Below are 20,869 nucleotides of genomic sequence, written 5' to 3'. Positions count from 1 at the left end.
CGGGGAACGGCTTCCACGACGCGCCGGAATTCTCGAAGGCGCTGCGCGACGCGGGTGTCTAAGGTCGGTCGGGTGATCGAGATCCCGGCGGAACTGGCGGAGTCGCAGGCGGAGTACAACGGCGCGGCGGGAAGGGCGTTCATCGCCGCGCTGCCGGGCAGGGCGGAGGAGTTCCTGGACCGCTGGGAGCTGCGGCCGACCGGTCCGTCGATGCACGGGGCGGCGTCGCTGGTGCTGCCGGTGTCGCGGGCCGACGGGACCAGGGCGGCGCTCAAGCTCCAACTCGTGGACGAGGAGAGCGAGGGCGAGCCGGCCGCGCTGCGGACGTGGGCGGGGGACGGAGCCGTACGCCTCCTCGAACACGACCGGGAGACCGGCACGTTGCTCCTGGAGCGGGCCGACGAGACCCGTCACCTGTCGGGATCGGGCGACGCGCGCGGGGCCGTACGCGTCCTCGCGGACCTCCTGGCCCGCCTCGTCGCGGTCCCGGCGCCGCAGGGCCTGCGGTCCCTGGGGGACATCGCGGCGCGCATGGTGGCGGCGGCGCCGGAGGCGGCCGGGCGGCTGGCGGACCCGGACGACGCGACGCTCCTGAAGGACTGCGCGGCGGCGGTGCGGGAGGTCATGGGCGAGCCCGGCGACCGGCTGCTCCACTGGGACCTGCACTACGACAACATCCTGGCGTCCGAACGCGAGCCCTGGCTGGCCATCGACCCGAAGCCCCTGGCCGGCGACCCGGGCTTCGAGCTGCTGCCGGCCCTCACCAACCTGTGGGACCCGGACCCGGCCGAGACCTCGTGGCGCTTCGACCTCCTCACCGAGCGCCTGGGCCTGGACCGCGCCCGGGCCCGGGCCTGGACCCTCGCCCGCGTGCTCCAGAACGGTCTGTGGGACGTGGCGGACGGCGAACCGGCCCTCGACCCGGACCAGGTGTCCATCGCTCGGAACCTGCTGGCCAGGCGCCCCTGAGGGGGTGCACCCTGACCTCATGATCCGTACCGCCACGCCTGCCGACGTCCCCGTGATCCACCAGCTCGTCCGCGACCTCGCGGAGTACGAGAAGGCCCTCGACGAGGCCCGCGCGACCCCCGAACAGCTCCACGACGCCCTGTTCGGCGACCGCCCCGCCGCCTACGCCCACATCGCCGAGACCGCCGACGGAGAGGTCGCGGGCTTCGCCCTCTGGTTCCTCAACTTCTCGACGTGGCGCGGCGTCCACGGCATCTACCTGGAAGACCTCTACGTCCGCCCCGAGATGCGCGGAGGCGGCCACGGCAGGGCCCTCCTCACCGAACTCGCCCGCCTCTGCGTGGAGCGCGGCTACGAGCGCCTGGAGTGGTCCGTCCTCGACTGGAACAAGCCGTCCATCGACTTCTACGAGTCCCTGGGAGCCCGCCCGCAGGACGAGTGGACGGTGTACCGCCTGACGGACGGGGCCCTGAAGTCGCTGGGCGGGGGCGGGAGAAGGTAGGAAGGGGGCATGGACAAGGACATTCAGCAGCGGTTCGAGCGGATCACGGCCTTCGTCGAGGCGCGGCTCACACCGCTCTTCGACCCCGAGAACGGGAGCGACCACGGCTTCGGGATGGACGACACCTCCCGGGCGCTGCGGGCGCTGCGCTACACCGTGCAGGCCGCTTCGGCGGTGAACGGGCTGCTGGAGAAGCGGGCCTCGGCGCCGGAGCTGCGGCAGGTCGTGGACCAGGCGCTGGAGCACAACTGGGACGTGCTGCGCTCCATCGCCCGGATGTGGGAGGACCACCCGGACTTCCGGAAGGAGTTCAAGGGGCACTCCTGGGACGTGCTCGGGATCTGAGCCCGGACGGCCCGTCAGGGGACCAGGACCACCTTGCCCATGGTGCCCCGGGTCTCCAGGGCGCGGTGGGCCGCCGCCGCCTCCGCGAGGGGGAAGCGGTGGACCGCCGGGCGGAGGGTGCCGGCGGAGAGCGCGGCCAGGGCGGCGAGTTCGAGGTTGCGGATGTCGCCGCCCGCCTTCTGGATCATCACCGGGCCCAGGACGGAAGCCGACGTGATGCCCCGGGCCGTGAGCTCCTCCTGGGTGAAGGTGAGTTCCTCGCCGCCCGACCAGCCGAAGACGACGTGCTGTCCGCCCGCGCCGAGCAGGTCCACCGCGGCGCGGGCGGTCGCCCCGCCCACCGAGTCGAAGACGACGGTCGCCCTGCGCCCGAGCGCGTCGAGGTACGCGGCGACCTGCTGCGCCCAGTCCGGTGCCGTGTAGTCGACCGCCAGGTCCGCGCCGTTCTCCTTCACCCGGGCCACCTTCTCCTCGCCGCCCGCCAGGCCGATCACGGTGGCGCCGGCGTTCTTCGCGTACTGCACGAGGAGGGTGCCGATGCCGCCCGCCGCGGCCGGGACGATCGCGACCGAGTCCGGGCCGAGCTCGGTGAACTGCAGGATCCCGAGGGTCGTGCGGCCCGTGCCGATCATCGCGACCGCCTCCGCCTCGCCGACGTGGTCGGGGAGGGCGTGGAGGCGGCCGGCGTCGGTGACGGCGAACTCGGCGTAGCCGCCCGGCGCCATGCCCAGGTGGGCGACCACCCGCTTGCCGAGCCACGCCGGGTCGGTGCCCTCGCCGAGCGCGTCCACCGTGCCGGCGACCTCGCGGCCGGGGACCGTGGGCAGTTCGGCGGGCGCGGGGAAGGGGCCCGTCCCGCCCTCGCGCAGCACCGTGTCGAGGAGGTGGACGCCGGCGGCCGTCACCTTGACGCGGACCTGGCCGGGGCCCGGTACCGGGTCCGCGACCTCCTCGTACGTCAGGTTCTCGGCGGGGCCGAAGGCGTGGAGGCGGATGGCGTGCATGGCGGGCTCCCCTGGATCGTCGGTCGACGGGACCGGTCGGATGGTCGGCCGGGCCCGTCGGGCCCGGTGATCTCGTGCGGCGGGACCAGCCTCCGACCTCAAGCGCGCTTGAGGTCAAGTGGCTTCGTCCGCAGATCCGCCCGCATCGCCAGCGACACCGCCTCCACCGCGCTCGTGAACGACACCTCCGCGAGCACGCCCGGCGCCGCCACCTGGTCGCCCGCCAGGTACACGCCGTCGCCCCGGTCGATCGCCGGCCGGTCGCGCCAGGTGGTGCCGGGGCGGTCCACCGCGCCCGTACGGCCGTGGGAGACCGCCTCGCGCCGCCACACCGCCCGCTCGCGCCAGCCCGCGAAGCCCAGGTCGAGCAGCCGCTCCGCGTGCGCCACCCCGTCCGCCTTCCCCTCGCCGGGACCGATCGGCAGCTGCGCCTGGATCAGCTCCTGGCCCGCCGGCGCGAGGCTCGGGTCCTGCGTGGTGAAGCGCTCGACCCAGCCGGGCGCGTCCAGGTCGGAGACGGCGAACGGATCGCCCTTGCGGCTCCGCAGCGCCAGGTCGAACAGGACCGTACGGCCCGACTCCCAGGACAGCGACGGGTCGCCGAGCAGCCGCGCGGCGGCGGCCAGCGAGGTCGCCACCACCACCGGGCCCGCGCCGCGCGGCAGGTCGTCGAGGCTGTCGACGCGCGACGAGGTCTCGATCCGGACGCCCGTCTCCCACGCGCGCGCCGCCATCCGCTCGATCAGCCTGCCCCAGCCGCCCTTGACGAAGTGCGCCTCCGGCGGCACCGACGCGGCCCGGTGCAGCCGCTCCTGCACGAAGCGGGCCGACAGCGCGCCCGGGTCGTGGTGGTACAGCGCGACACCGCTGTACGAGGCGGCCGCCCGCGCGGCGTCCGGCCCGGCGAGCCGGGTCGCCCAGGTGCGGAAGTCCTCGTCCACCGGCGCCTGTTCCGCCGTACGGAGCGACTGCCGCAGGAAGCCCAGCGGCGGGACGCGGCGCAGCGCGCCCTTGTGGTGGAAGCGCAGCTTCGCCGCCTCCCGCAACGGCAGCGGGGCGAGCTCGCCGAGCAGACCGCGCTGCTTCAGCCAGGTCCAGTGCGGGCCGCCGTCGTAGAGGGCGTGCGGGCCCTCGTTGGTCAGGTACGGGCCTTCGGCGGTGCGGGCGCGCCCGCCGAGGGTGTGGTGCGACTCGTACAGGGTCACCTTGGCGCCCGCCTCGGCGGCGGTGACGGCCGCGGTGAGTCCGGCGAAGCCGCCGCCGACGATCGTGATCTTCCGCATCTGTCCGGCTCCCTCGTTGTCGGGTTTCACGGAGGGGACGAGCGGCCCCGGCGCGTTCGTGACATCGCCGGCGGGGGATTGTCAGTGGCGTGCGTCACCATGGCCGCCATGAGTACGAGGAAGAGGACGGTCGCCAAGGTGCGGCGGGCAGAGGTGCGGCTGCCTCCGCTGGAGGCGTACGAGGGCGGCCTGGAGCCGGACGGCGACTACGACGGCCTGGAGCTGGCCGGCCTGGACCTGGCCGGGGGGAACGGCGCGGGGGCGCGGTTCCTGGACTGCGCGGTGCGCGACTGCGGGCTCGACGAGGCGCGGCTGAAGTCCGCCCGCTTCCTCGATTCGGTCCTGGAGGGCGTACGGGGCGTGGGCACCGATCTGGCCGGGGCGCAGCTGCGCGACGTGGAGCTGGTGGACGCGCGGCTGGGCGGGACGCAGCTGCACGGGGCGGTGCTCGAGCGGGTGTGGGTGCGGGGCGGGAAGATCGACTACCTGAACCTGCGGATGGCCGAGCTGCGGGACGTCCTCTTCGAGGGGTGCGTGCTGAGCGAGCCGGACTTCGGGGGCGCGGTCCTGGAGCGGGTGGAGTTCCGGGACTGCGTGGTGACGGGGGCGGACTTCAGCCGGGCGAAGCTGAAGGACGTCGACCTGCGGACGATCCAGCGGCTGGAGATCGCGCGGGGGGTCGACGCCCTGGCGGGCGCGGTGATCTCCACGGCGCAGCTGCTCGACCTGGCGCCGGTGTTCGCGGCGCAGTTGGGGGTGCGGGTGGAGGATCCTGCCTGAGCCGGGGGCCGGGGGTGTGGGCGGGAGACGCGGGTCGGCGGCAGGAAGCGCGGGTCTGGGGCAGGCACGCACCTTGGCCAGGGCATGCGCCCCTGGCCAGGACGCGCGGGCCTCGGCCCGGGCGCGCGGCCGGCTAGGACACGCGGGGGAAGCGGGCCTGGAGGTCCCAGATCGCCGGGTTGTCGGCCAGGCCCTCGTGCATGTCCGTGAGGTCGGCGATCAGGTCGTGGAGGAAGTCGCGGGCCTCGCGGCGCAGTTCGGTGTGGCTGAAGGTGAGCGGCGGCTGGTCGCCCGGCATCCAGTCGGCCTCGACGTCCACCCACCCGAAGCGGCGCTCGAAGATCATGACGTCCGACGACTCCGTGAAGTCCAGCTCCGCGTACTGGGGCCGGGCGGCGCGGCTGCCGCGCGGGTCGCGGTCGATCTGCTCGACGATGTCGCACAGCGCCCACGCGAAGTCGAGGACCGGCACCCATCCCCAGGCCGTGGACAGCTCCTCGTCCTTCTCCGTGTCCGCGAGGTACACGTCGCCGCAGAACAGGTCGTGGCGCAGGGTGTGGACGTCCACGGCCCGGTAGTCGGTCTGCGGGGGGTCCGGGAAGCGGCGGGAGAGCGAGTAGCCGATGTCGAGCACGGGTCGATGGTCCCATGCCCGGCCGCCGCCGGTTTCCCTCAGCCCCGGTGGACCGCCCTCGCCACCCGTGGGCCCAGCCAGCGCTTGAGGCGGCGCAGGGGTTCCAGCTGTTCCGCGGCGCGGTCGAGACGGTAGTAGAGCTGGGGCGGGACGTGCGGGAGCAGCGGGGAGTGGCGCTGGCCGAGCAGGGCGAACATCTGCGCCGGCTCCAGGCGCATGTAGCGGGGCAGGTTCTCGTACCACTGGGCGCTGTAGCGGGCCGCGCTCTGCGCCGACACCAGCTCCGAGCGGCGCCGCCGCCCGTACGCGGCGAGGGCCGCGGGCACGGGGACCGACGGGTCGCGCAGGGCCGCGGCGAGGGCGAGCGCGTCCTCCAGGGCCAGGGTGGTGCCCGCGCCGATCGAGTAGTGGGTGGTGTGGGCCGCGTCGCCGAGCAGCACCGTCCTGTCGTGGTGCCAGACCCGGTTGGTGAGGGTGCGGAAGTGCAGCCACTGGGCCGGGGCGCCGTCACCGTGCTGCTCGCGGCCGATCAGCGGCTCGCCGTCGAGCAGGTCGGAGAACAGCTTCTCCAGCAGGTTCAGGCTGTCGGCCTCGTTCAGCCGGTCCAGCCCGAGGCCCGACCAGGTCTCCGGGCCGCACTCCACCACGCACGTCGACTGCTCGCCGCTGAACCCGTAGGCGTAGCACCAGATCCAGCCGTGCTCGGTCTCCTTGAAGGCGAAGCTGAAGGAGTCGAAGACCTTCGTCGTGCCGAGCCAGACGTAGTGGTTGCGGCCGCTGGTGACCTCGGTGCCGAAGCGGTCGGCGTGTGCCTCGCGCAGCGCGCTGTTCACGCCGTCGGCGGCCACGACGAGGTCGGCGTCCGCGAGCTCGGGCGCCTCGGGGCCGTCGACGGCGTGCTCGTGCTCGACCCGTACGCCCAGCTCCCGGGCCCGGTCGGCGAGCAGCGCGAGCATCCGGCGGCGCCCGATGCCGAAGCCCGCGTCACCGCGGTGGACGGTCCGCTCGTCGCGGACGATCGCCACGCCGTCGGTCCAGGTGACCGACGCGGCGGCGATCGCCTCCGCCGACTCCGGGTCGCCCGCGCGCAGCTTGTCGAGGAGCCCGGCCCAGTAGGTGACGCCCCAGCCGTAGGTGGAGCCCTCCGGGTTCCGCTCGTACACGGTGATGTCGTGGGAGGGGTCCTGGCGCTTCATCAGGATCGAGAAGTAGAGGCCGCCGGGCCCGCCGCCGACGATGGTGATCTTCACGGGTGCTCCCACGAGAACATGACACAGTGCGCTGAAGTGGCAACGCACGGTAGCAGCGCGGGCGTCGTGGCGAGCGGAAAGCCGGGCCCGGTCCGCCCGCCCGGGTGAAGGACCCCTCCCCGTACCCCTACGGCAGCAGGCGCCGCTCCTTCGCCACCGCCACCGCGCCCGCCCGCGTGTCGACGCCGAGCTTCGCGTAGATCCGGCCCAGGTGGGTCTTGACCGTGGCCTCGCTGATGAACAGCGCGCGGGCGATCTCGCGGTTGCCCAGGCCGTGCGCGAGCTGCCCGAGGATGTCGCGCTCCCGGTCGGTGAGGGACGGGCCCGCCGCGCCCCGCATCCGGTCCATCACCCGGCTGGCGACCGGCGGCGACAGCGTCGTACGGCCCTGCGCGGCCGAGTGGATCGCGGCGAACAGCTCCTCCGGGCGCTCGGCCTTCAGCAGGTAGCCCGTCGCGCCCGCCTCGATGGCCCGGGTGATGTCCGCGTCCGTGTCGTACGTGGTGAGGACGAGGACGTGGACGCCGGTCGGCGCGATCCGCCGGGTCGCCTCGACGCCGTCGATGCCCGGGCCGAGCTGGAGGTCCATCAGGACCACGTCCGGCCGCAGGTGGGAGGCCATCGCGACGGCCTCCTCGCCGCTGCCGGCCTCGCCGACCACCTCGATGCCGGGAGCGCTGCCGAGCAGCGCGAGCAGCCCCGCGCGGACCACCGCGTGGTCGTCGCAGAGCAGGATCCGTACGGGCGCCGCGGGCGCGCTCACTGTCGTACCTCCAACGGGATCGCGGCCGAGAGCACGGTGCCCTCGCCCGGGGTGGACTCGATCGTCAGCGTGCCGCCCAGCTGCCGGGCGCGCACCCGCATCGCGGGCAGCCCGTGGCCGCGCACCCCGTCGTCGGCCCGCGAGGCCGCCGGGTCGAAGCCGCGGCCGTCGTCGGCGACGTCGAGGACGACCTGGTCGTCCAGGTAGGTCAGGGTGAGCGCGGCCGAGGAGGCCCCGGCGTGCTCGCGGATGTTGGCGAGCGCGCCCTGCGCGATCCGCAGCAGCGCCGACTGCACCCGGTCCGGCAGCGGCACCGCCGCCCCGTCGACCCGGAACACCGCCGACTCGCGGGTCGCGAGCCCGCGCAGCGCCTCCTCCAGACCGCCGCCCTCGGCGAGATCGGCCGGCGCGAGGTCGTGGACGAAGCGGCGGGCCTCGGCGAGGTTGCGCTCCGCGATCGACGCGGCCGTACGGACGTGGCGGCGGGCGGTCGCCGGGTCGGCGTCCCAGGTGCGGTCGGCGGCCTGGAGCAGCATCTGCTGGCTGGACAGGCCCTGCGCGAGGGTGTCGTGGATCTCCATGGAGAGCCGCTGCCGCTCGGCCAGGGTGCCCTCGCGGCGCTCGGTCGCCGCCAGCTCGCGGCGGGTGCGGATCAGGTCCTCGATGAGCGTCCGCTGCCGCGCGGCCTGCCGGTCGGCGTGCACGAAGACGGCCGTGGCGATGGCGGCGACGGCCGGCGGGGCGATCACCAGGTTCGGGTCGAAGCCGCCCTCGGACAGCTGCACCTGCGCGGCCACGACGAACACCGTGAGCAGCGCGACCAGGCCGAGCGCGGCGCGTGACGGAAGCGTGCGCAGGCCCGTGTAGAACAGCGGCACCGCGCACCAGGCGAAGCTCGGCGCGAGCACCACGAGGACCATCCAGACGGCGACGACCGTGCCCAGCCACGCGATCCTGCGAGGCGTGGCGCGGGTGCCGAGGACGGGGCCGAGGAGGTAGAGGGACGCCAGGGCGCCGGACAGCGCGACGATCCAGGGGCTGCGGTCCTCCCACGGATGGCGCAGCAGGAAGCGGACGAGGGACGCGCCGAGGAGGAGGAAGAAGGCCACGTGCATGACCCGCGCCAGCCAGCGGGCGTCCGGGTCGCGGTCCGGGTCCCGCTCCGGGGCCGGGGTCATGGCCCGGTCCGTCGTCCGGTCCATCGTTCACCTGCTTCGTTTCGCTTCTGCCGCACAGCGCATCTGACCTGGGGATACGTGTCCATCCTGACCCAGGAGGACCAGGGCGGCATCAACCGATCGGCTGACACCCCCGTCATCCACTGTGCGCGCCGGACCCAGCCGGAACGTCGACCGGCGCGCCCCGGCTCCGGGCGGAGGATCGATGCAGAGCGAACGGAACACCGTCCCGAACCACTGGAGCCCGCAATGAAGAAGAAGTTCCTCCTCGGCACCACCGCCGCCGTCGTCCTCGCGGCCGGTACCTTCGGCGCCGTCTCCGCCAACGCCTCCTCCGCCCCGCAGGCCGCCCCGGCCGCCGTCGCCAAGAAGGCCGACGCGGGCAGCGACAACCTGCGCCAGGACACCCACCTGACGATCGAGGCCGCGACGAAGGCCGCCCAGGCCAGCCTCAAGGCCGCCGAGAAGGAGAACCAGCGCGTCTCCGTCGCCGTCGTCGACCGCAACGGCAACACCCTCGTCACCCTGCGCGGCGACGGCGCCGGCCCGCAGTCCTACGAGTCGGCCGAGCGCAAGGCGTTCACCGCCGTCTCCTGGAACGCGCCGACCTCCGTCCTCGCGGGCCGCCTCGCCCAGGCCCCGAACCTGAAGGACATCCCCGGCACCCTCTTCCTGGCCGGTGGCGCGCCCGTCACCGCGAACGGCGCCCCGATCGCCGGCATCGGCGTGGCCGGCGCGCCCTCCGGCGACCTGGACGAGAAGTTCGCCCAGGCGGGCGTGGCGTCGCTCGACGACTGAGGACTGAGGACTGACGACTGACGCCGGGCCGACGGTCCCCGACGGCGCCCGGACCCCCGCCGGGCGCCGTCGGCGCATTCGTACGACTGTTTTCGTATGTCTGCTTAGGATCGGTTCGTGAACACCCGCAGCCGCCGCCGTCGCGTCAGGACCGGAGCCCTGGCCCTCGCCCTCGCCCTGTTCGCCGCGGCCTGCACCGCGGGCGGCTCCGGCGGCGGCGTGCGCGGCACGCCCGGCGCGGCCGGCCTGCGCGACCCGTACTTCCCCAAGCTCGGCAACGGCGGCTACGACGTCAGCCGCTACGCGCTCACCCTCTCCTACGACCCCGCCACCGGCCGGCTCGACGGCCGTGCCGAGATCACCGCGAAGGCCACCCAGGACCTCAGCGCCTTCAATCTCGACCTGGCCGGGCTCACCGTCCGCGGCGCCACCGTCGGCGGGGCACCGGCCGCCGTCAACCGGGCCGGGAACGAGCTGACCGTGCGCCCGCGCGACGACATCGACGAGGGCGCGGAGTTCCGCACCGTCGTCACGTACGACGGCGTCCCGGAGACCATCACCGACTCGGACGGCGCCGAGGAGGGCTGGCTGAAGACCGCCGACGGCGCGCTCGCGCTCGGCGAACCGACCGGCTCCATGGCCTGGTTCCCGGGCAACCACCACCCCTCCGACAAGGCCGCGTACGACATCACCGTCACCGTCCCGGCCGGGCTCAAGGCCCTCTCCAACGGTGTGCTCACCGCCGAGCGCAGGACCGCCGACGGCCGCACCACCTCCGTCTGGCACGCCGCCGAGCCGATGGCGAGCTATCTCGCGACCCTCGCGATCGGCCGCTACGACACGGCCACGACGACCGCGCTCGGCAAGGTGCCCGTCCTCACCGCCGCCGACCCGGTGGTGGCCGCGCGGACCGCCGCGCTGCGCGCCCGGATCCCGGAACTCCTGGAATGGCAGCAGGAGAACTTCGGTCCCTACCCGTTCGCCGCCGCCGGGGCGATCGTCGACCGCGACGACGACGTCGGCTATGCCCTCGAGACCCAGACCCGGCCCGTCTTCCCCGCCGGCTCCTTCGACACCACCACCCTCGTCCACGAACTGGCCCACCAGTGGTACGGCGACTCCGTGTCGCCCGCGACCTGGAAGGACATGTGGCTGAACGAGGGCTTCGCGACGTACGCGGAGTGGCTGTACAAGGAGGACTTCGAGGACTTCCCGGCGCAGAAGAGCTTCGAGAAGGCCTTCGCGGACGACGCCCCGTGGGCCTTCGCCCCGGCCGAACCGCCCGGTGCCGAGGACCTGTTCGGCGCGCCCGTGTACCAGCGCGGGGCGATGGTCCTGCACAAGATCCGCCAGACCCTCGGCGACGAGGCCTTCTACGAGATCCTCGCGGGCTGGTCGGCGAAGTACCGTCACGGCACGGCCGGCACCGAGGACTTCACGGAGTACGTGGAGTCGGTCGCGGACCGGGACCTGAGCGAGCTGTGGGACGTGTGGCTGTACGGGGACGGGCGTCCGGAGAAGCCGTAGGGCCGCGGACCGGGCCCCGGGAGCCGCGGACCGGGGCCTACGGGCTCTGGAGGGCCTTCCGCATCACGACGCACGGCCGGCCGTGGGCCAGGTCCGGGCGGCGCGCGGTCTCCTCGTAGCCGAGCGAGGTCCAGAACGCGAGGGCGCGCGGGTTGTTCTCCAGGACGGCCAGGCGCAGGCCCGTACGGCCCTGGGACCGGAAGCCCTCCTCGACGTACCCGGCGAGGCGGCGGCCGTGGCCCGCGCGGTGCCCGGCCGCGTGGACCATCAACAGGCCGAGCCACGGCTCGGGTTCGGCCGGGTCGGGGTGCCGGCCGAGGGTGACGGCGATCGCGACGAGGCGGCCGGCGGAACGGGCGAGCAGCACCTCGGCGGTGGGCAGCGCGAGCTCGTCGGCGAGGGCGGCGGCGACCTGCTCGGGCAGGATCCGGTCCGGGTCCGGGAAGTCGCCGCTGAGCTGCTGGAACTCCTCGTTCGACGCGTACAGCTCGGTGAGTTCGGTCAGGAGCGGGCCGGGGATGTCGTGCGGGTCCCTGGCGGTCAGCGGTTCGACGATCACCCGCGCAAGCGTAGAGCCCCGGCGCGGGACGCGCCGGGGCTCCGGCGCGGATCGTCGGGGCCGCCGATCCGCGGGGCTCAATGCCTTCCGTACGTCAGATGCTGACGCCGAAGTCGCGGGCGATGCCCTCGAGGCCGGAGGCGTAGCCCTGGCCGACCGCGCGGAACTTCCACTCGGCGCCGTTGCGGTACAGCTCGCCGAAGACCATGGCGGTCTCCACGGCGGCGTCCTCCGACAGGTCGTAGCGGGCGATCTCGGCGCCGCCGGCCTGGTTGACGATGCGGATGTAGGCGTTGCGGACCTGGCCGAAGTTCTGCGATCGGTTGACCGCGTCGTAGATGGAGACCGGGAAGACGATCTTGTCGACGCCGGCCGGGAGGCCCGCCAGGTTCACGTTGATCTGCTCGTCGTCGCCGCCGCCCTCGCCGGTGCGGTTGTCACCGGTGTGGACGATGGTCTGGTCCGGCGTGGACTTGTTGTTGAAGAAGACGAAGTGGCCGTCGGAGACGACCTTGCCGGTGGCGTCCACGCCGATGGCGGACGCGTCGAGGTCGAAGTCCGTGCCGGTGGTCGTCCGGACGTCCCAGCCGAGGCCCACGGTGACGGCGGTGAGGCCCGGGGCCTCCTTGGTCAGGGAGACGTTGCCGCCCTTGGAGAGGCTTACAGCCATGGGAAGTCCCTTTCATCGCGGTGTGTTCGTACCCGATAACGCGTACGGCGGCCGGGTGGTTCCAGTGCGAAAACAGGGTGACGCACGGCGGGCCCGGCGGGGAACATGGAAGGCATGTCCGGTCCCTATCCGATCCGCGGCTCCGTCTCGCTGCCCGAGGCCGAGCTCATGTGGCGTTTCTCGCGGTCGTCCGGGCCGGGCGGCCAGCACGTCAACACCAGCGACTCGCAGGTGGAGCTCCGCTTCGACCTGGCGGCGACCGAGGCCCTGCCGGAGGTGTGGAAGGCGCGCGCCCTGGAGCGGCTCGCGTCGCGCCTCGTGAACGGGGTCGTCACCGTACGCGCCTCGGAGCACCGCTCCCAGTGGCGCAACCGCGAGACGGCCGCCGTCCGGCTCGCCGCGCTCCTCGCGGAGGCCACGGCCCCGCCGCCGAAGCCGCGCCGTGCGACGAGGATCCCGCGCGGCATCAACGAGCGCCGGCTGCGGGAGAAGAAGCAGCGCGCGGAGACCAAGCGCGGCCGCCAGGGCCGCGACTGGGGCTGAGCCGCGCCGGAGGCGGGCCGGCGCCTGCCCGGGGTCGGGCCGGGTTCGGGCCGGGATCGGGCCGGGATCGGTTCGGGGTCGGGCCGGGGCAGGCCCGGGATCGGCTCGGGTTCGGAGTCGTACGGCGCTAGCCCAGCGTGCGGTACCTGCCGCGGAAGTACGTCAGCGGGCCGCCCTCCGCCGACGGCAGCCGCGTGTCGAGGACGCGGCCGATGACGAGGGTGTGGTCGCCCGCCAGGACACGGTTCTCCGTACGGCACTCCAGGGTGGCGAGCGCGCCGCCCATCAGCGGGGCGTCGCTGTGCGTGCCGCGCGTGTACGGGAGGTCGGCGAAGAGCAGCCGGTCGCTCACGCGGCCCTTCATCGCGAAGCGGCCGGCGACGTGCCGCTGGCTCTCGGAGAGCAGCGAGACCGCCCACACGGGGACCTCGGCGAGCAGGTCGTCCATGCGCGAGCCGTTGCGCAGGCTGACCAGGACCAGCGGCGGGTCGAGGGAGACGGAGAGGAAGGCGGTGGCGGTCATGCCGACGTCCTCGCCGTGCGGGCCGTCGTCCGGGTCGTGGGCCGTCACCAGCACCACGCCCGAGGCGAGGCGGGACATGGCGGCCTTGAACGCGTCGTTGCTCACCCCCTCAGCATGAGGGATGGCCAGGTCGACGGCGGTGGTCCGTGAGGCGGGCGTCTTCTGCAGCACGCCCGCACGCTAGTCCGCGCCACGGTGCGGCGGCATCGGGCCCCGGGACCACCCGGCTTCCCTCGTGGGTCCTAGGACCCGGGAGTGCGCCGGGGCGCGTTGGGGGCGCTTTCCGGCTAGAGGCCTGAAGCCCCGCAAGGGCTTGTGACTTGAGTCACAGACGGCAGTATTTGTTGACCCTGTGTACCGGGTGCACAGCTCGCTGTGATTCAGTGGCGGAGACAGTGCACCACGAAGCCCATGAAGCCGATGAGAACCCAGGAGTCAGCTGTCGAGGTCTCGGGGAGAGCGAGCGATGGAGACCGAGTCGGAGCCGTACGTCCGTCTTGCGACCCTGCGGCAGCTGCATCAGGTCGTGGCGGACCTCAACACCGCCCGCAGCCTTGCGGACACCCTGCAGGCCGTCGCGGACGGCGTCGTCGCGGGCCTCAACTATGAGCTGGCCTGCGTCAACCTCGTGCGCCCCGACGGTGACCTGGTCGTCGCCGCCTTCGCCGGCAGCCCCGCCGCCGAGGCCCTGATCACCGGCCGGGTCGGCTCCCGCGCCTCCTGGGACCGCCGCCTCGCCATGGGCCAGGCCTGGGGCGACCTGCGCTTCATCCCGCACACCGAGGGCTGGGTGCTCATCGAGGACGACGTCCCGCAGTGGCACACCGAGGGCCCCGCGCCCCGCTTCGAGGACGAGTGGCACCCGCACGACCGGCTCTACGCGCCGATGTACTCCCCCGGAGCCCGCTCCGCCCACCCGGGGGGACCTCCGGGCTCCGGCCGTGAGCTGCTCGGCGTGATCTCCGTCGACCGCCCGCGCAACGGCCGCCACCCCGGCCCCTGGGGCCGCGAGGCCCTGCAGATGTACGCCTCCCAGGCCGGCATCGCGATCAGCAACGCCCGGCTCCGCTCCAACATGCAGCGCGCCCTCGTGCGCCTGGAGCGCGAGCAGCAGGCGCTGCGCGCCAGCGAGGAGTCCTTCCGGCAGGCCTTCGAGTACGCGCCCTCCGGCATGGCCATCGCCGAGATGGGCGGCGACCAGCACGGCAGGCTGCTCCGCACCAACGACGCCCTGTGCCGGCTGCTCGGCCGGCCCGCCTCCGTGATGCGCCGCTACTCCTTCGCCGACCTCGTCCACCCCGAGGACATAGGCACCCTGCTCCGCACCTCCGCCGAAGGCGGGCGCGCCGAGCTCCGCCTCGGCCGCCGCGACGGCACCTACGTCTGGGTGTCCCTGCGCAACTCCGTCGTCGCCGACACCGCCGACGGCCCCCGCTTCCTCCTCACCCACGTCGAGGACATCGAGGAACGCAAGCGCCACGAGCTGCAGCTCGCCCACCGCGCCTCGCACGACGCCCTCACCGGCCTCCCCAACAGCGCCGAACTCCGCTCCCGGCTCTCCGCCCGGCTCTGCGAGCGACCCTTCGCCGCCGCGGCTCGCGAGGAGACCCCGCCCGGCTCCGAGCCCCCGTACGAATACGAGTACGACTACGAGCACGAGCACGGCTTCGGCTTCTCGCCGGCCGGCGGCGGCGCCGGGCCGTACGACCACCACGTGCACACGGTCGCGCCCACCGGCGGTGACATCGACGACGGGACGAAGGGGCTGGCGGTCCTCTTCTGCGACCTGGACGGCTTCAAGTCGATCAACGACCGCTTCGGGCACCACACCGGCGACGCCGTGCTCATCGAGGTCGCCCGCCGGCTGACCACGGGCGTACGGGACGGGGACACGGTCGCGCGGCTCGGCGGCGACGAGTTCGTCGTCCTCGCCGACGGCCTCGGCGCCGCCGACGCGGCCGACCTGGCGGTCCGGCTGCGGAACGCGATCATCCCGCCGATCCGGGTCGACGGACGGGCGGTGCGGGTCGGGGCCAGTTTCGGCATCGGCTGGGCCGAGTGCGGCATGACCGTCGAAGAGGTCCTGAACAGCGCCGACCAGCGGATGTACATCGAGAAGCGGTCCCGTTCGAAGGTGCACAGGCGGGCCGGCTAGTCGCCCCTCGGGCCTGCCGGACGCCCCGGTCGGGCCGTCGCTGGGGCGGTTCGTTCACCGCTCGTACACACGGCACCGGATCGTCGGCAGGGCCGTTCGAGGTAGGCTCGGCCGGTCGGCGACGGCTGGCGAGCAGTGGATAGGAGTGACCCGGATGGCTGCCGGTAACGACGGCGCGAACACGCCCGAGGACGACGATCCGTTCGGCTACCTGTACGCGGACGGACAGGCGGCGGGGGCACAGCGGCCCCAGGGCGGCGGCTACGGCTACCCGGGTCCGGCGGCGCAGCCGGGCGTCCCCCGCACCTCGTACAACCAGGTCCGCACGGTCGGCGAGCGCCAGTACGGCGGCCACGCGCAGCAGCCGCAGGTGCCGCAGCAGCAGGCGTACGGCCAGCAGCCCGGCTACGGCCAGCCGCACCCGCAGTACGCGGCGCCGGAGACATACCCGGGCGGCGGCCAGCACCGCCCCGGCCCGCAGCAGCCCGCCCCGCGCGGCGGCCGCGGCCCCAACACCAAGGGCCTGCTGATCGGCGCCGTGGCGGTCGTCGCGGTGGTCGTGGCGGGCATCACCGCCGCCGTGATCAGCAACAGCGGCGACAAGACGAACGACGCGGGCGGCAACCCGACGGGCGCGCCCACCCAGGTGTCGGAGTCCCCGTCGGTCGATCCGAGCCAGTCCTCGCAGGCTCCGGCGGAACTGCCGCAGCAGGACGCGGCGACGCTGAAGCTGGGCGGCTCGGCGGCGCTGGCGAAGGACATCAAGGGCGCACAGGGCGCGGACGGCGCGTACGTCACCGGGTTCAACGCCATCGGCTCTTCGGTGACCTGGCAGGCGGACGTGCCGGAGGCCGGCAGCTACTACCTGTACGTGCGGTACGCGATCCCGGCGAAGGACGCCAACGCCACGCTGACGGTCAACGACACGGCCAACAGCAACCCGATAGGCCTGAAGAACTTCATCTCCTCGTCGGATCCGAACCTGGAGAAGAACTGGCAGACGACCTGGGCGCCGGTGGAGCTCAAGCAGGGCCAGAACACCATCAAGCTGTCCTGCGAGCAGGGCAACCAGTGTGACGCGGTCTTCGACTGGCTGAAGATCAGCAAGACGAAGCTCAGCGGCTGAGCAGCCGCAGGAACGCCGTCACCGTCTCCGTCATCGCCTCCCGCGCCGGGCGCAGGTACCTGCGCGGGTCGACGGACTTCGGGTCCTCGGTGAGGAAGGCGCGGACGGCGGCCGTGTAGGCCGTGTTCAGGGCCGTACCCACGTTGATCTTGACCATGCCGGCGGCGACGGCGGCGCGGAGCTCCGTGTCCGGGACGCCGGAGGAGCCGTGCAGGACGAGCGGGACCGGGACGGCGTCCCTGAGGCGGGCGATCAGGGCGTGGTCGAGGGTCGCGGTGCGCTCGGTCATCGCGTGGGTGGAGCCGACGGCGACGGCGAGGGCGTCGACGCCGGTGTCGGCGACGTACGCGGCGGCCTCGGCCGGGTCGGTGCGGACGCCTGGTGCGTGGGCGTCGAGCGGCGGCTCGCCGTCCTTGCCGCCGATCCTGCCCAGCTCGGCCTCGACCCAGATGCCGCGCTCGTGCCCCCAGCGGACGGCCTCGGCGGTGGCCTTCACGTTGTCGCCGTGCGTCAGCCTGCTCGCGTCGAACATGACGCTGCCGAAGCCCTCGGCGTGTGCCTGGCGGAGCAGGTCGACGGATTCGACGTGGTCGAGGTGGAGGGCGAGCGGCGCGTCGGCGGCGCGGGCGACGGCGGTCGTGGCGGCGGCGACGGCGGAGAGCCGGCCGCCGTGGAACTTCACGGCGTTCTCGGAGATCTGGAGGATCGCGGGGCGGCCGGCCCGTTCGGCGCCGGCGGCGATGGCCTCGGCGTGTTCGAGGGTGATGACGTTGAAGGCGGCGAGGCCGGTGCCGGCGGCGCGGGCGTCGGTGACGAGGTCGGCGGTGCGGACGAGCATGCGGATCCTCCGTTGCGTGCGAGCCGGTTGCGCGCCGGTCCGGTTGCGCCGGTCCGGTTGCGCCGGTCCGGTTACGTGCCGGTCCGGTTACGTGCCGGCGGGTTGCGCGTCGGCCGGTTGCGCGTGGGCCAGGGGCGCCGTCCTGCCGGTCACGCCGCCGCCGCTCGGTCCTGGACGGTGACGCGGGGGAGCAGGGACTCGTAGGCGGTCTCGTCGAACTCGCCGGCGACCGGGGAGAGGACCGTCGCGGCCGACAGGGCGACGGCGTGGGCGAGCCGGGTGGGCCAGTCGGCGCCGTCGACCAGGCCGGCGAGGAGCGCGGCGACGGCCGAGTCGCCGGCGCCGGTCGGGTTGCCCTTCACCGGGGCGGGCGGGGCCGCCTGCCAGAGGCCTTCCGGGGTGGCGGCGAGGACGCCGTCGGGGCCGAGGGAGGTGACGACGGCGTGCGCGCCGCGGCGGCGGGCGTCGCGGGTGGCGCGGTGCGGTTCGCGGGAGCCGGTGAGCTGGGCGAGTTCCGTCGCGTTGGGCTTGACGATGTCGGGGCGGGCGGCGATGCCGCGGCGCAGCGGTTCGCCGCTGGTGTCGAGCAGGGCGGGGACGCCGGCCGCGCGGGCGAGCCGGACGAGTTCCGCGTACGCGCCGACGTGGATGCCGGGCGGCAGGCTGCCGCACAGGGCCACGGCCCGTGCCCCGTCGAGGAGTTCGGTGAAGCGGGCGGTGAACGCGGCCCATTCGCCGGGGGTGATGGCCGGCCCGGGCTCGTTGAGCTGCGTGGTGTCGCCGCTCGCGGCGTCGACGACGGCGACGGTGCGGCGGGTGGCGCCGCTGATGGGGACCAGCCGGTCGTGGACCGGGTGGCCGGCGGTGGTGGCCGCGAGCAGCGAGCGGAGCGTCTCGCCGGTGGCGCCGCCCGCGAAGCCGGTGACGACGGTCTCGTGGCCGAGGGCGCCGAGCACGCGGGCGACGTTGAGGCCCTTGCCGCCGGGGCGTTCGATGACCTGGGTGACGCGGTGCGAGGCGTGCGGGGTGAGGGCCGGGACGCGGTAGGTGAGGTCCAGCGCCGTGTTGAGGGTGACCGTGAGAATCACCTGACCCACCCCCTGTCGTCCCGTGTCACCGCCGGTAGCGCCCTGATCATGCCAAAGAGACGGCGGTTGGCCCAGACCCCGGGCCGACCGCCGTCACGCAACGTGTGGGGAAATCAGCCCACTTGCGGCTCAACCACCCACGCGCCCTTGTGCATCACGCCCTTGAGCTCGAAGTCCTCGTCGAGGACCACGAGGTCGGCGTCCTTGCCCGGCTCCAGGGAGCCGACCCGGTCGTACACGCCGAGCAGCTTCGCGGGGTTCGCGGAGATCGCCTGGACGACGGATTCGACGGGCAGCCCGTCGACGGTCGCCGCGCGCTTGAACGCCCGGTCGAGGGTGAGCGTCGAGCCGGCGATGGAGCCGCCCTCGACGAGCCGCGCGACGCTGTCCTTCACCTCGACCTCCAGCGGGCCGAGCATGTAGCGGCCGTCGCCGAAGCCGGCGGCGTCCATCGCGTCGGTGATGAAGGCGGCCCGCGCCGGGCCGGCGTGGTGGAACGCGAGCTCCAGGGCGGCCGGGTGGAGGTGGGTGCCGTCGTTGATGAGCTCGACGGTGATCCGCTCGTCCTCCAGGAGCGCGGCGATGGGGCCGGGCGCGCGGTGGCCGAGGCCGGGCATCGCGTTGAAGAGGTGGGTGGCGACGGTGGCGCCCGCGTCGATCGCGGCCCGCGTCTGCTCGTACGTGGCGTCGGTGTGGCCGATCGCGGCGATCACGCCGTGTTCGGCGAGCAGCCGTACGGAGTCGATGCCGCCGGGCAGCTCGGTGGCGAGGGTGACCATGCGGGCCTGGCCGCGCGCGGCGTCGATCAGCTTGCGCACCTCGGCCGGTTCGGGGTCGCGCAGCAGCGTCTCGTCGTGGGCGCCCTTGCGGCAGGGCGAGATGAACGGGCCCTCGAAGTGGATGCCGGCGATGTCGCCCTGCTCGGCGAGCTCGGACAGCAGGCCCGCGCGCCGGGTGAGGAAGTCCATCTCGCCGGTGACGAAGGAGGCGACGACGGTGGTCGTGCCGTGCTGCCGGTGGGTGCGGACGCCGGTGAGGACCTCGTCGACGGTGCCGGAGGTGAAGGAGGCGCCGCCGCCGCCGTGGTTGTGCATGTCGACGAAGCCGGGCACCAGCCAGTGGCCGGTGAGGTCGAGCGTGGGGACGTGCTCGGGGGCGGCTCCCGCGATGCGGCCGTTCTCGACGATCACTCGTCCGTTCTCGACGATCCCGGTCGGCAGCACCACGCGGGCCCCGGCGAGAACTGTGGAAACGGCCATCAGGCGGATACCTCCGGGGCGGTGGGGCGGTCGGTGGAGCCGGTCGGCTGCGGGGCGTTCTGCTGCGGGGCGGGGGACTGTCGGTCGGTGGACTGTCGGTCGGTGGGCTGTCGGTCGGTGGGCTGTCGGTCGGTCGAGTCGCCGAGCAGGTCCCAGGCCAGGAGGCCCGCGCCCAGGCACCCGGCGGTGTCTCCGAGCGCCGCCGGGACGACGGCGGGCAGCTTCTGGAAGGTGACGCGCTGCTCCACGGCGGCCCGAAGGGGTGTGAACAAGGTTTCCCCGGCCTCGGCGAGACCGCCACCGATGATGAGCGTGCGGGGGTCCAGCAGGGTGAGCGCGGTGACCAGGCCGTCCGCGAGGGCGTCGACGGCGTCCTGCCACACGCGTACGGCCCGGGGGTCGCCGGACTCGACGGCCTTGGCGCAGTCGGCGGCGTCCGCCTCCGGGTCGCCGGAGGCCTCCGCCCAGGCGAGCGAGACGGCGGAGGCGGAGGCGTACCGCTCCAGGCAGCCGCGCTGGCCGCAGCCGCACTCCGTACCGCCCGGGCGGACGACAATGTGGCCGATCTCGCCCGCGTAGCCGTGGGCGCCGGCCTCGATCTCGCCGCCGATGCCGATGGCGCCGGCGATGCCGGTGCCGAGCGGCACGAAGAGGAAGCGGTCGGCGCCGTTGCCGGCCCCGATCCGGCCCTCGGCGAGGCCGCCGGTGCGCACGTCGTGGCCCAGGGCCACGGGGATGCCGCCGAGGCGTTCGCTGAGCAGGGCGCGCATCGGGACGTCGCGCCAGCCGAGGTTGGCGGCGTAGACGGCGATGCCGTTCGCGGCGTCGACGATTCCGGGTACGGCGACTCCGGCGGCCGCGGCGGGCTCGCCGTACCGCTCCTGGCCGAGCGCCCGCAGGTCCTCGGCGAACCCGAGGATCGTCTCGACGACGGCCTCGGGTCCGCGCTCGCGTCCGGTGGCGCGGCGGGCCTCGTGGAGCAGGGTGCCGTCCGCCCCGACGAGGGCGGCCTTCATGCCGGTGCCGCCCACATCGAGGGCGATGACGTGTCTCACGGAGGACAGTCTCGCGCGTC

At 73.9% G+C, this 20,869-nt stretch carries 22 protein-coding genes; 9 read left to right on the top strand and 13 right to left on the bottom strand.

From position 1 onward, the window contains the following. Nucleotides 1–54: 54 nt before the first annotated feature. The 3 genes from ACFVGS_RS18390 to ACFVGS_RS18380 are packed head-to-tail and all read left to right on the top strand — an operon-like array spanning nt 55 to nt 1,816. A complete protein-coding gene (locus tag ACFVGS_RS18390; RefSeq protein ID WP_385693043.1) occupies nt 55–969 on the top strand; it encodes an aminoglycoside phosphotransferase family protein in 915 nt (304 codons plus the stop codon). 19 nt (nt 970–988) lie between these two features. After that, nucleotides 989–1,471, top strand: a complete 483-nt coding sequence (locus tag ACFVGS_RS18385) for a GNAT family N-acetyltransferase (protein WP_384410176.1) — start codon at nt 989–991, stop codon at nt 1,469–1,471. A gap of 9 nt (nt 1,472–1,480) precedes the next feature. Continuing rightward, the gene (locus ACFVGS_RS18380; RefSeq protein ID WP_384410179.1) at nt 1,481–1,816 is read left to right on the top strand and encodes a hypothetical protein; all 336 of its coding nucleotides are present in this window, start codon (nt 1,481–1,483) and stop codon (nt 1,814–1,816) included. A 14-nt stretch (nt 1,817–1,830) separates the two neighbouring features. Here the strand turns inward: ACFVGS_RS18380 and ACFVGS_RS18375 are convergent, their stop codons facing one another. Together ACFVGS_RS18375 and ACFVGS_RS18370 are read right to left on the bottom strand one after the other, a co-directional pair. Beyond that, nucleotides 1,831–2,820, bottom strand: coding sequence for a zinc-binding dehydrogenase (locus ACFVGS_RS18375; protein WP_384410182.1), 990 nt, complete (start codon nt 2,818–2,820; stop codon nt 1,831–1,833). Nucleotides 2,821–2,918: 98 nt separating this feature from the next. Next, entirely contained in the window at nt 2,919–4,103 is a 1,185-nt protein-coding gene (locus ACFVGS_RS18370; protein ID WP_385693042.1) for an NAD(P)-binding protein, read from the bottom strand. A 108-nt stretch (nt 4,104–4,211) separates the two neighbouring features. On the opposite strand from ACFVGS_RS18370, the gene ACFVGS_RS18365 reads away from it, so the two are divergent. Further along, nucleotides 4,212–4,883: a pentapeptide repeat-containing protein gene (locus tag ACFVGS_RS18365; protein ID WP_384410188.1), complete on the top strand. Its 672-nt coding sequence runs from the start codon at nt 4,212–4,214 to the stop codon at nt 4,881–4,883. Nucleotides 4,884–5,016: 133 nt separating this feature from the next. Here the strand turns inward: ACFVGS_RS18365 and ACFVGS_RS18360 are convergent, their stop codons facing one another. The 4 genes from ACFVGS_RS18360 to ACFVGS_RS18345 form a co-directional block, all read right to left on the bottom strand. Continuing rightward, nucleotides 5,017–5,517, bottom strand: a complete 501-nt coding sequence (locus tag ACFVGS_RS18360) for a hypothetical protein (protein ID WP_384410191.1) — start codon at nt 5,515–5,517, stop codon at nt 5,017–5,019. A 38-nt stretch (nt 5,518–5,555) separates the two neighbouring features. Further along, a complete protein-coding gene (locus ACFVGS_RS18355; protein WP_384410194.1) occupies nt 5,556–6,767 on the bottom strand; it encodes an FAD-dependent monooxygenase in 1,212 nt (403 codons plus the stop codon). A gap of 127 nt (nt 6,768–6,894) precedes the next feature. Then, nucleotides 6,895–7,530, bottom strand: a complete 636-nt coding sequence (locus tag ACFVGS_RS18350) for a response regulator (RefSeq protein WP_384410197.1) — start codon at nt 7,528–7,530, stop codon at nt 6,895–6,897. Continuing rightward, a complete protein-coding gene (locus tag ACFVGS_RS18345) occupies nt 7,527–8,732 on the bottom strand; it encodes a sensor histidine kinase (protein ID WP_384410198.1) in 1,206 nt (401 codons plus the stop codon). The genes ACFVGS_RS18350 and ACFVGS_RS18345 overlap by 4 nt, the downstream gene beginning before the upstream one ends. Nucleotides 8,733–8,957: 225 nt before the next feature. Between ACFVGS_RS18345 and ACFVGS_RS18340 the strand changes: the two genes are divergently transcribed. Both ACFVGS_RS18340 and ACFVGS_RS18335 read left to right on the top strand, forming a co-directional pair. Next, nucleotides 8,958–9,506, top strand: a complete 549-nt coding sequence (locus ACFVGS_RS18340) for a heme-binding protein (protein ID WP_384410201.1) — start codon at nt 8,958–8,960, stop codon at nt 9,504–9,506. Between the two features lie 117 nt (nt 9,507–9,623). Beyond that, on the top strand, nt 9,624–11,033 hold the full coding sequence (locus ACFVGS_RS18335; protein ID WP_385693041.1) for a M1 family metallopeptidase: 1,410 nt from the start codon (nt 9,624–9,626) through the stop codon (nt 11,031–11,033). A 37-nt stretch (nt 11,034–11,070) separates the two neighbouring features. On the opposite strand, the gene ACFVGS_RS18330 is transcribed toward ACFVGS_RS18335, so the two are convergent. Further along, the gene (locus ACFVGS_RS18330) at nt 11,071–11,592 is read right to left on the bottom strand and encodes a GNAT family N-acetyltransferase (RefSeq protein WP_384410207.1); all 522 of its coding nucleotides are present in this window, start codon (nt 11,590–11,592) and stop codon (nt 11,071–11,073) included. Between the two features lie 94 nt (nt 11,593–11,686). Beyond that, complete coding sequence (locus ACFVGS_RS18325) at nt 11,687–12,262, bottom strand: TerD family protein (RefSeq protein WP_384410210.1); 576 nt, start codon at nt 12,260–12,262, stop codon at nt 11,687–11,689. Nucleotides 12,263–12,367: 105 nt separating this feature from the next. Between ACFVGS_RS18325 and arfB the strand changes: the two genes are divergently transcribed. Next, nucleotides 12,368–12,805 carry an alternative ribosome rescue aminoacyl-tRNA hydrolase ArfB gene (gene arfB / locus ACFVGS_RS18320; RefSeq protein WP_384410213.1) on the top strand — a complete coding sequence of 146 codons (438 nt, stop codon included), beginning with the start codon at nt 12,368–12,370 and terminating at the stop codon, nt 12,803–12,805. A 127-nt stretch (nt 12,806–12,932) separates the two neighbouring features. Here arfB and ACFVGS_RS18315 read toward each other — a convergent pair whose 3' ends face one another. After that, nucleotides 12,933–13,496 (bottom strand): flavin reductase family protein, encoded by a 564-nt coding sequence (locus ACFVGS_RS18315; RefSeq protein ID WP_384410366.1) that lies wholly within the window; start codon nt 13,494–13,496, stop codon nt 12,933–12,935. A 298-nt stretch (nt 13,497–13,794) separates the two neighbouring features. On the opposite strand from ACFVGS_RS18315, the gene cdgB reads away from it, so the two are divergent. Next, the gene (cdgB, locus tag ACFVGS_RS18310; protein ID WP_384410215.1) at nt 13,795–15,483 is read left to right on the top strand and encodes a diguanylate cyclase CdgB; all 1,689 of its coding nucleotides are present in this window, start codon (nt 13,795–13,797) and stop codon (nt 15,481–15,483) included. 154 nt (nt 15,484–15,637) lie between these two features. Next, entirely contained in the window at nt 15,638–16,609 is a 972-nt protein-coding gene (locus ACFVGS_RS18305) for a CBM35 domain-containing protein (RefSeq protein ID WP_384410217.1), read from the top strand. Here ACFVGS_RS18305 and ACFVGS_RS18300 read toward each other — a convergent pair. The 4 genes from ACFVGS_RS18300 to ACFVGS_RS18285 all read right to left on the bottom strand — a co-directional run bounded on the left by ACFVGS_RS18300 (nt 16,599) and on the right by ACFVGS_RS18285 (nt 20,849). Next, the gene (locus tag ACFVGS_RS18300) at nt 16,599–17,447 is read right to left on the bottom strand and encodes a ketose-bisphosphate aldolase (protein ID WP_385693040.1); all 849 of its coding nucleotides are present in this window, start codon (nt 17,445–17,447) and stop codon (nt 16,599–16,601) included. The genes ACFVGS_RS18305 and ACFVGS_RS18300 overlap by 11 nt on opposite strands. 149 nt (nt 17,448–17,596) lie before the next feature. After that, nucleotides 17,597–18,535, bottom strand: a complete 939-nt coding sequence (locus ACFVGS_RS18295) for a 1-phosphofructokinase family hexose kinase (protein ID WP_384410223.1) — start codon at nt 18,533–18,535, stop codon at nt 17,597–17,599. 113 nt (nt 18,536–18,648) lie between these two features. Next, a complete protein-coding gene (nagA, locus tag ACFVGS_RS18290; protein ID WP_384410226.1) occupies nt 18,649–19,794 on the bottom strand; it encodes an N-acetylglucosamine-6-phosphate deacetylase in 1,146 nt (381 codons plus the stop codon). After that, nucleotides 19,794–20,849, bottom strand: a complete 1,056-nt coding sequence (locus ACFVGS_RS18285) for an ROK family protein (RefSeq protein ID WP_385693039.1) — start codon at nt 20,847–20,849, stop codon at nt 19,794–19,796. Before ACFVGS_RS18285 ends, nagA begins: the two co-directional genes overlap by 1 nt. Between the last annotated feature and the right edge of the window lie 20 nt (nt 20,850–20,869).

Origin of the sequence: Streptomyces sp. NPDC127114, from assembly GCF_042677525.1 — a bacterium.
Taxonomy (GTDB): Bacteria; Actinomycetota; Actinomycetes; order Streptomycetales; family Streptomycetaceae; genus Streptomyces.
Note: the sequence above shows the minus strand (reverse complement) of the source record. Positions and strands in the feature narration are given on the sequence as shown.

Bases quoted from the DNA above. Each gene is read 5' to 3' on its own strand.
- ACFVGS_RS18385 (WP_384410176.1), top strand. From the start codon at position 989: ATGATCCGTACCGCCACGCCTGCCGACGTCCCCGTGATCCACCAGCTC.
- ACFVGS_RS18380 (WP_384410179.1), top strand. From the start codon at position 1,481: ATGGACAAGGACATTCAGCAGCGGTTCGAGCGGATCACGGCCTTCGTC.
- ACFVGS_RS18375 (WP_384410182.1), bottom strand. From the start codon at position 2,820: ATGCACGCCATCCGCCTCCACGCCTTCGGCCCCGCCGAGAACCTGACG.
- ACFVGS_RS18370 (WP_385693042.1), bottom strand. From the start codon at position 4,103: ATGCGGAAGATCACGATCGTCGGCGGCGGCTTCGCCGGACTCACCGCG.
- ACFVGS_RS18365 (WP_384410188.1), top strand. From the start codon at position 4,212: ATGAGTACGAGGAAGAGGACGGTCGCCAAGGTGCGGCGGGCAGAGGTG.
- ACFVGS_RS18345 (WP_384410198.1), bottom strand. From the start codon at position 8,732: ATGGACCGGACGACGGACCGGGCCATGACCCCGGCCCCGGAGCGGGAC.
- ACFVGS_RS18340 (WP_384410201.1), top strand. From the start codon at position 8,958: ATGAAGAAGAAGTTCCTCCTCGGCACCACCGCCGCCGTCGTCCTCGCG.
- ACFVGS_RS18325 (WP_384410210.1), bottom strand. From the start codon at position 12,262: ATGGCTGTAAGCCTCTCCAAGGGCGGCAACGTCTCCCTGACCAAGGAG.
- arfB (WP_384410213.1), top strand. From the start codon at position 12,368: ATGGAAGGCATGTCCGGTCCCTATCCGATCCGCGGCTCCGTCTCGCTG.
- cdgB (WP_384410215.1), top strand. From the start codon at position 13,795: ATGGAGACCGAGTCGGAGCCGTACGTCCGTCTTGCGACCCTGCGGCAG.
- ACFVGS_RS18305 (WP_384410217.1), top strand. From the start codon at position 15,638: ATGGCTGCCGGTAACGACGGCGCGAACACGCCCGAGGACGACGATCCG.
- ACFVGS_RS18300 (WP_385693040.1), bottom strand. From the start codon at position 17,447: ATGCTCGTCCGCACCGCCGACCTCGTCACCGACGCCCGCGCCGCCGGC.
- nagA (WP_384410226.1), bottom strand. From the start codon at position 19,794: ATGGCCGTTTCCACAGTTCTCGCCGGGGCCCGCGTGGTGCTGCCGACC.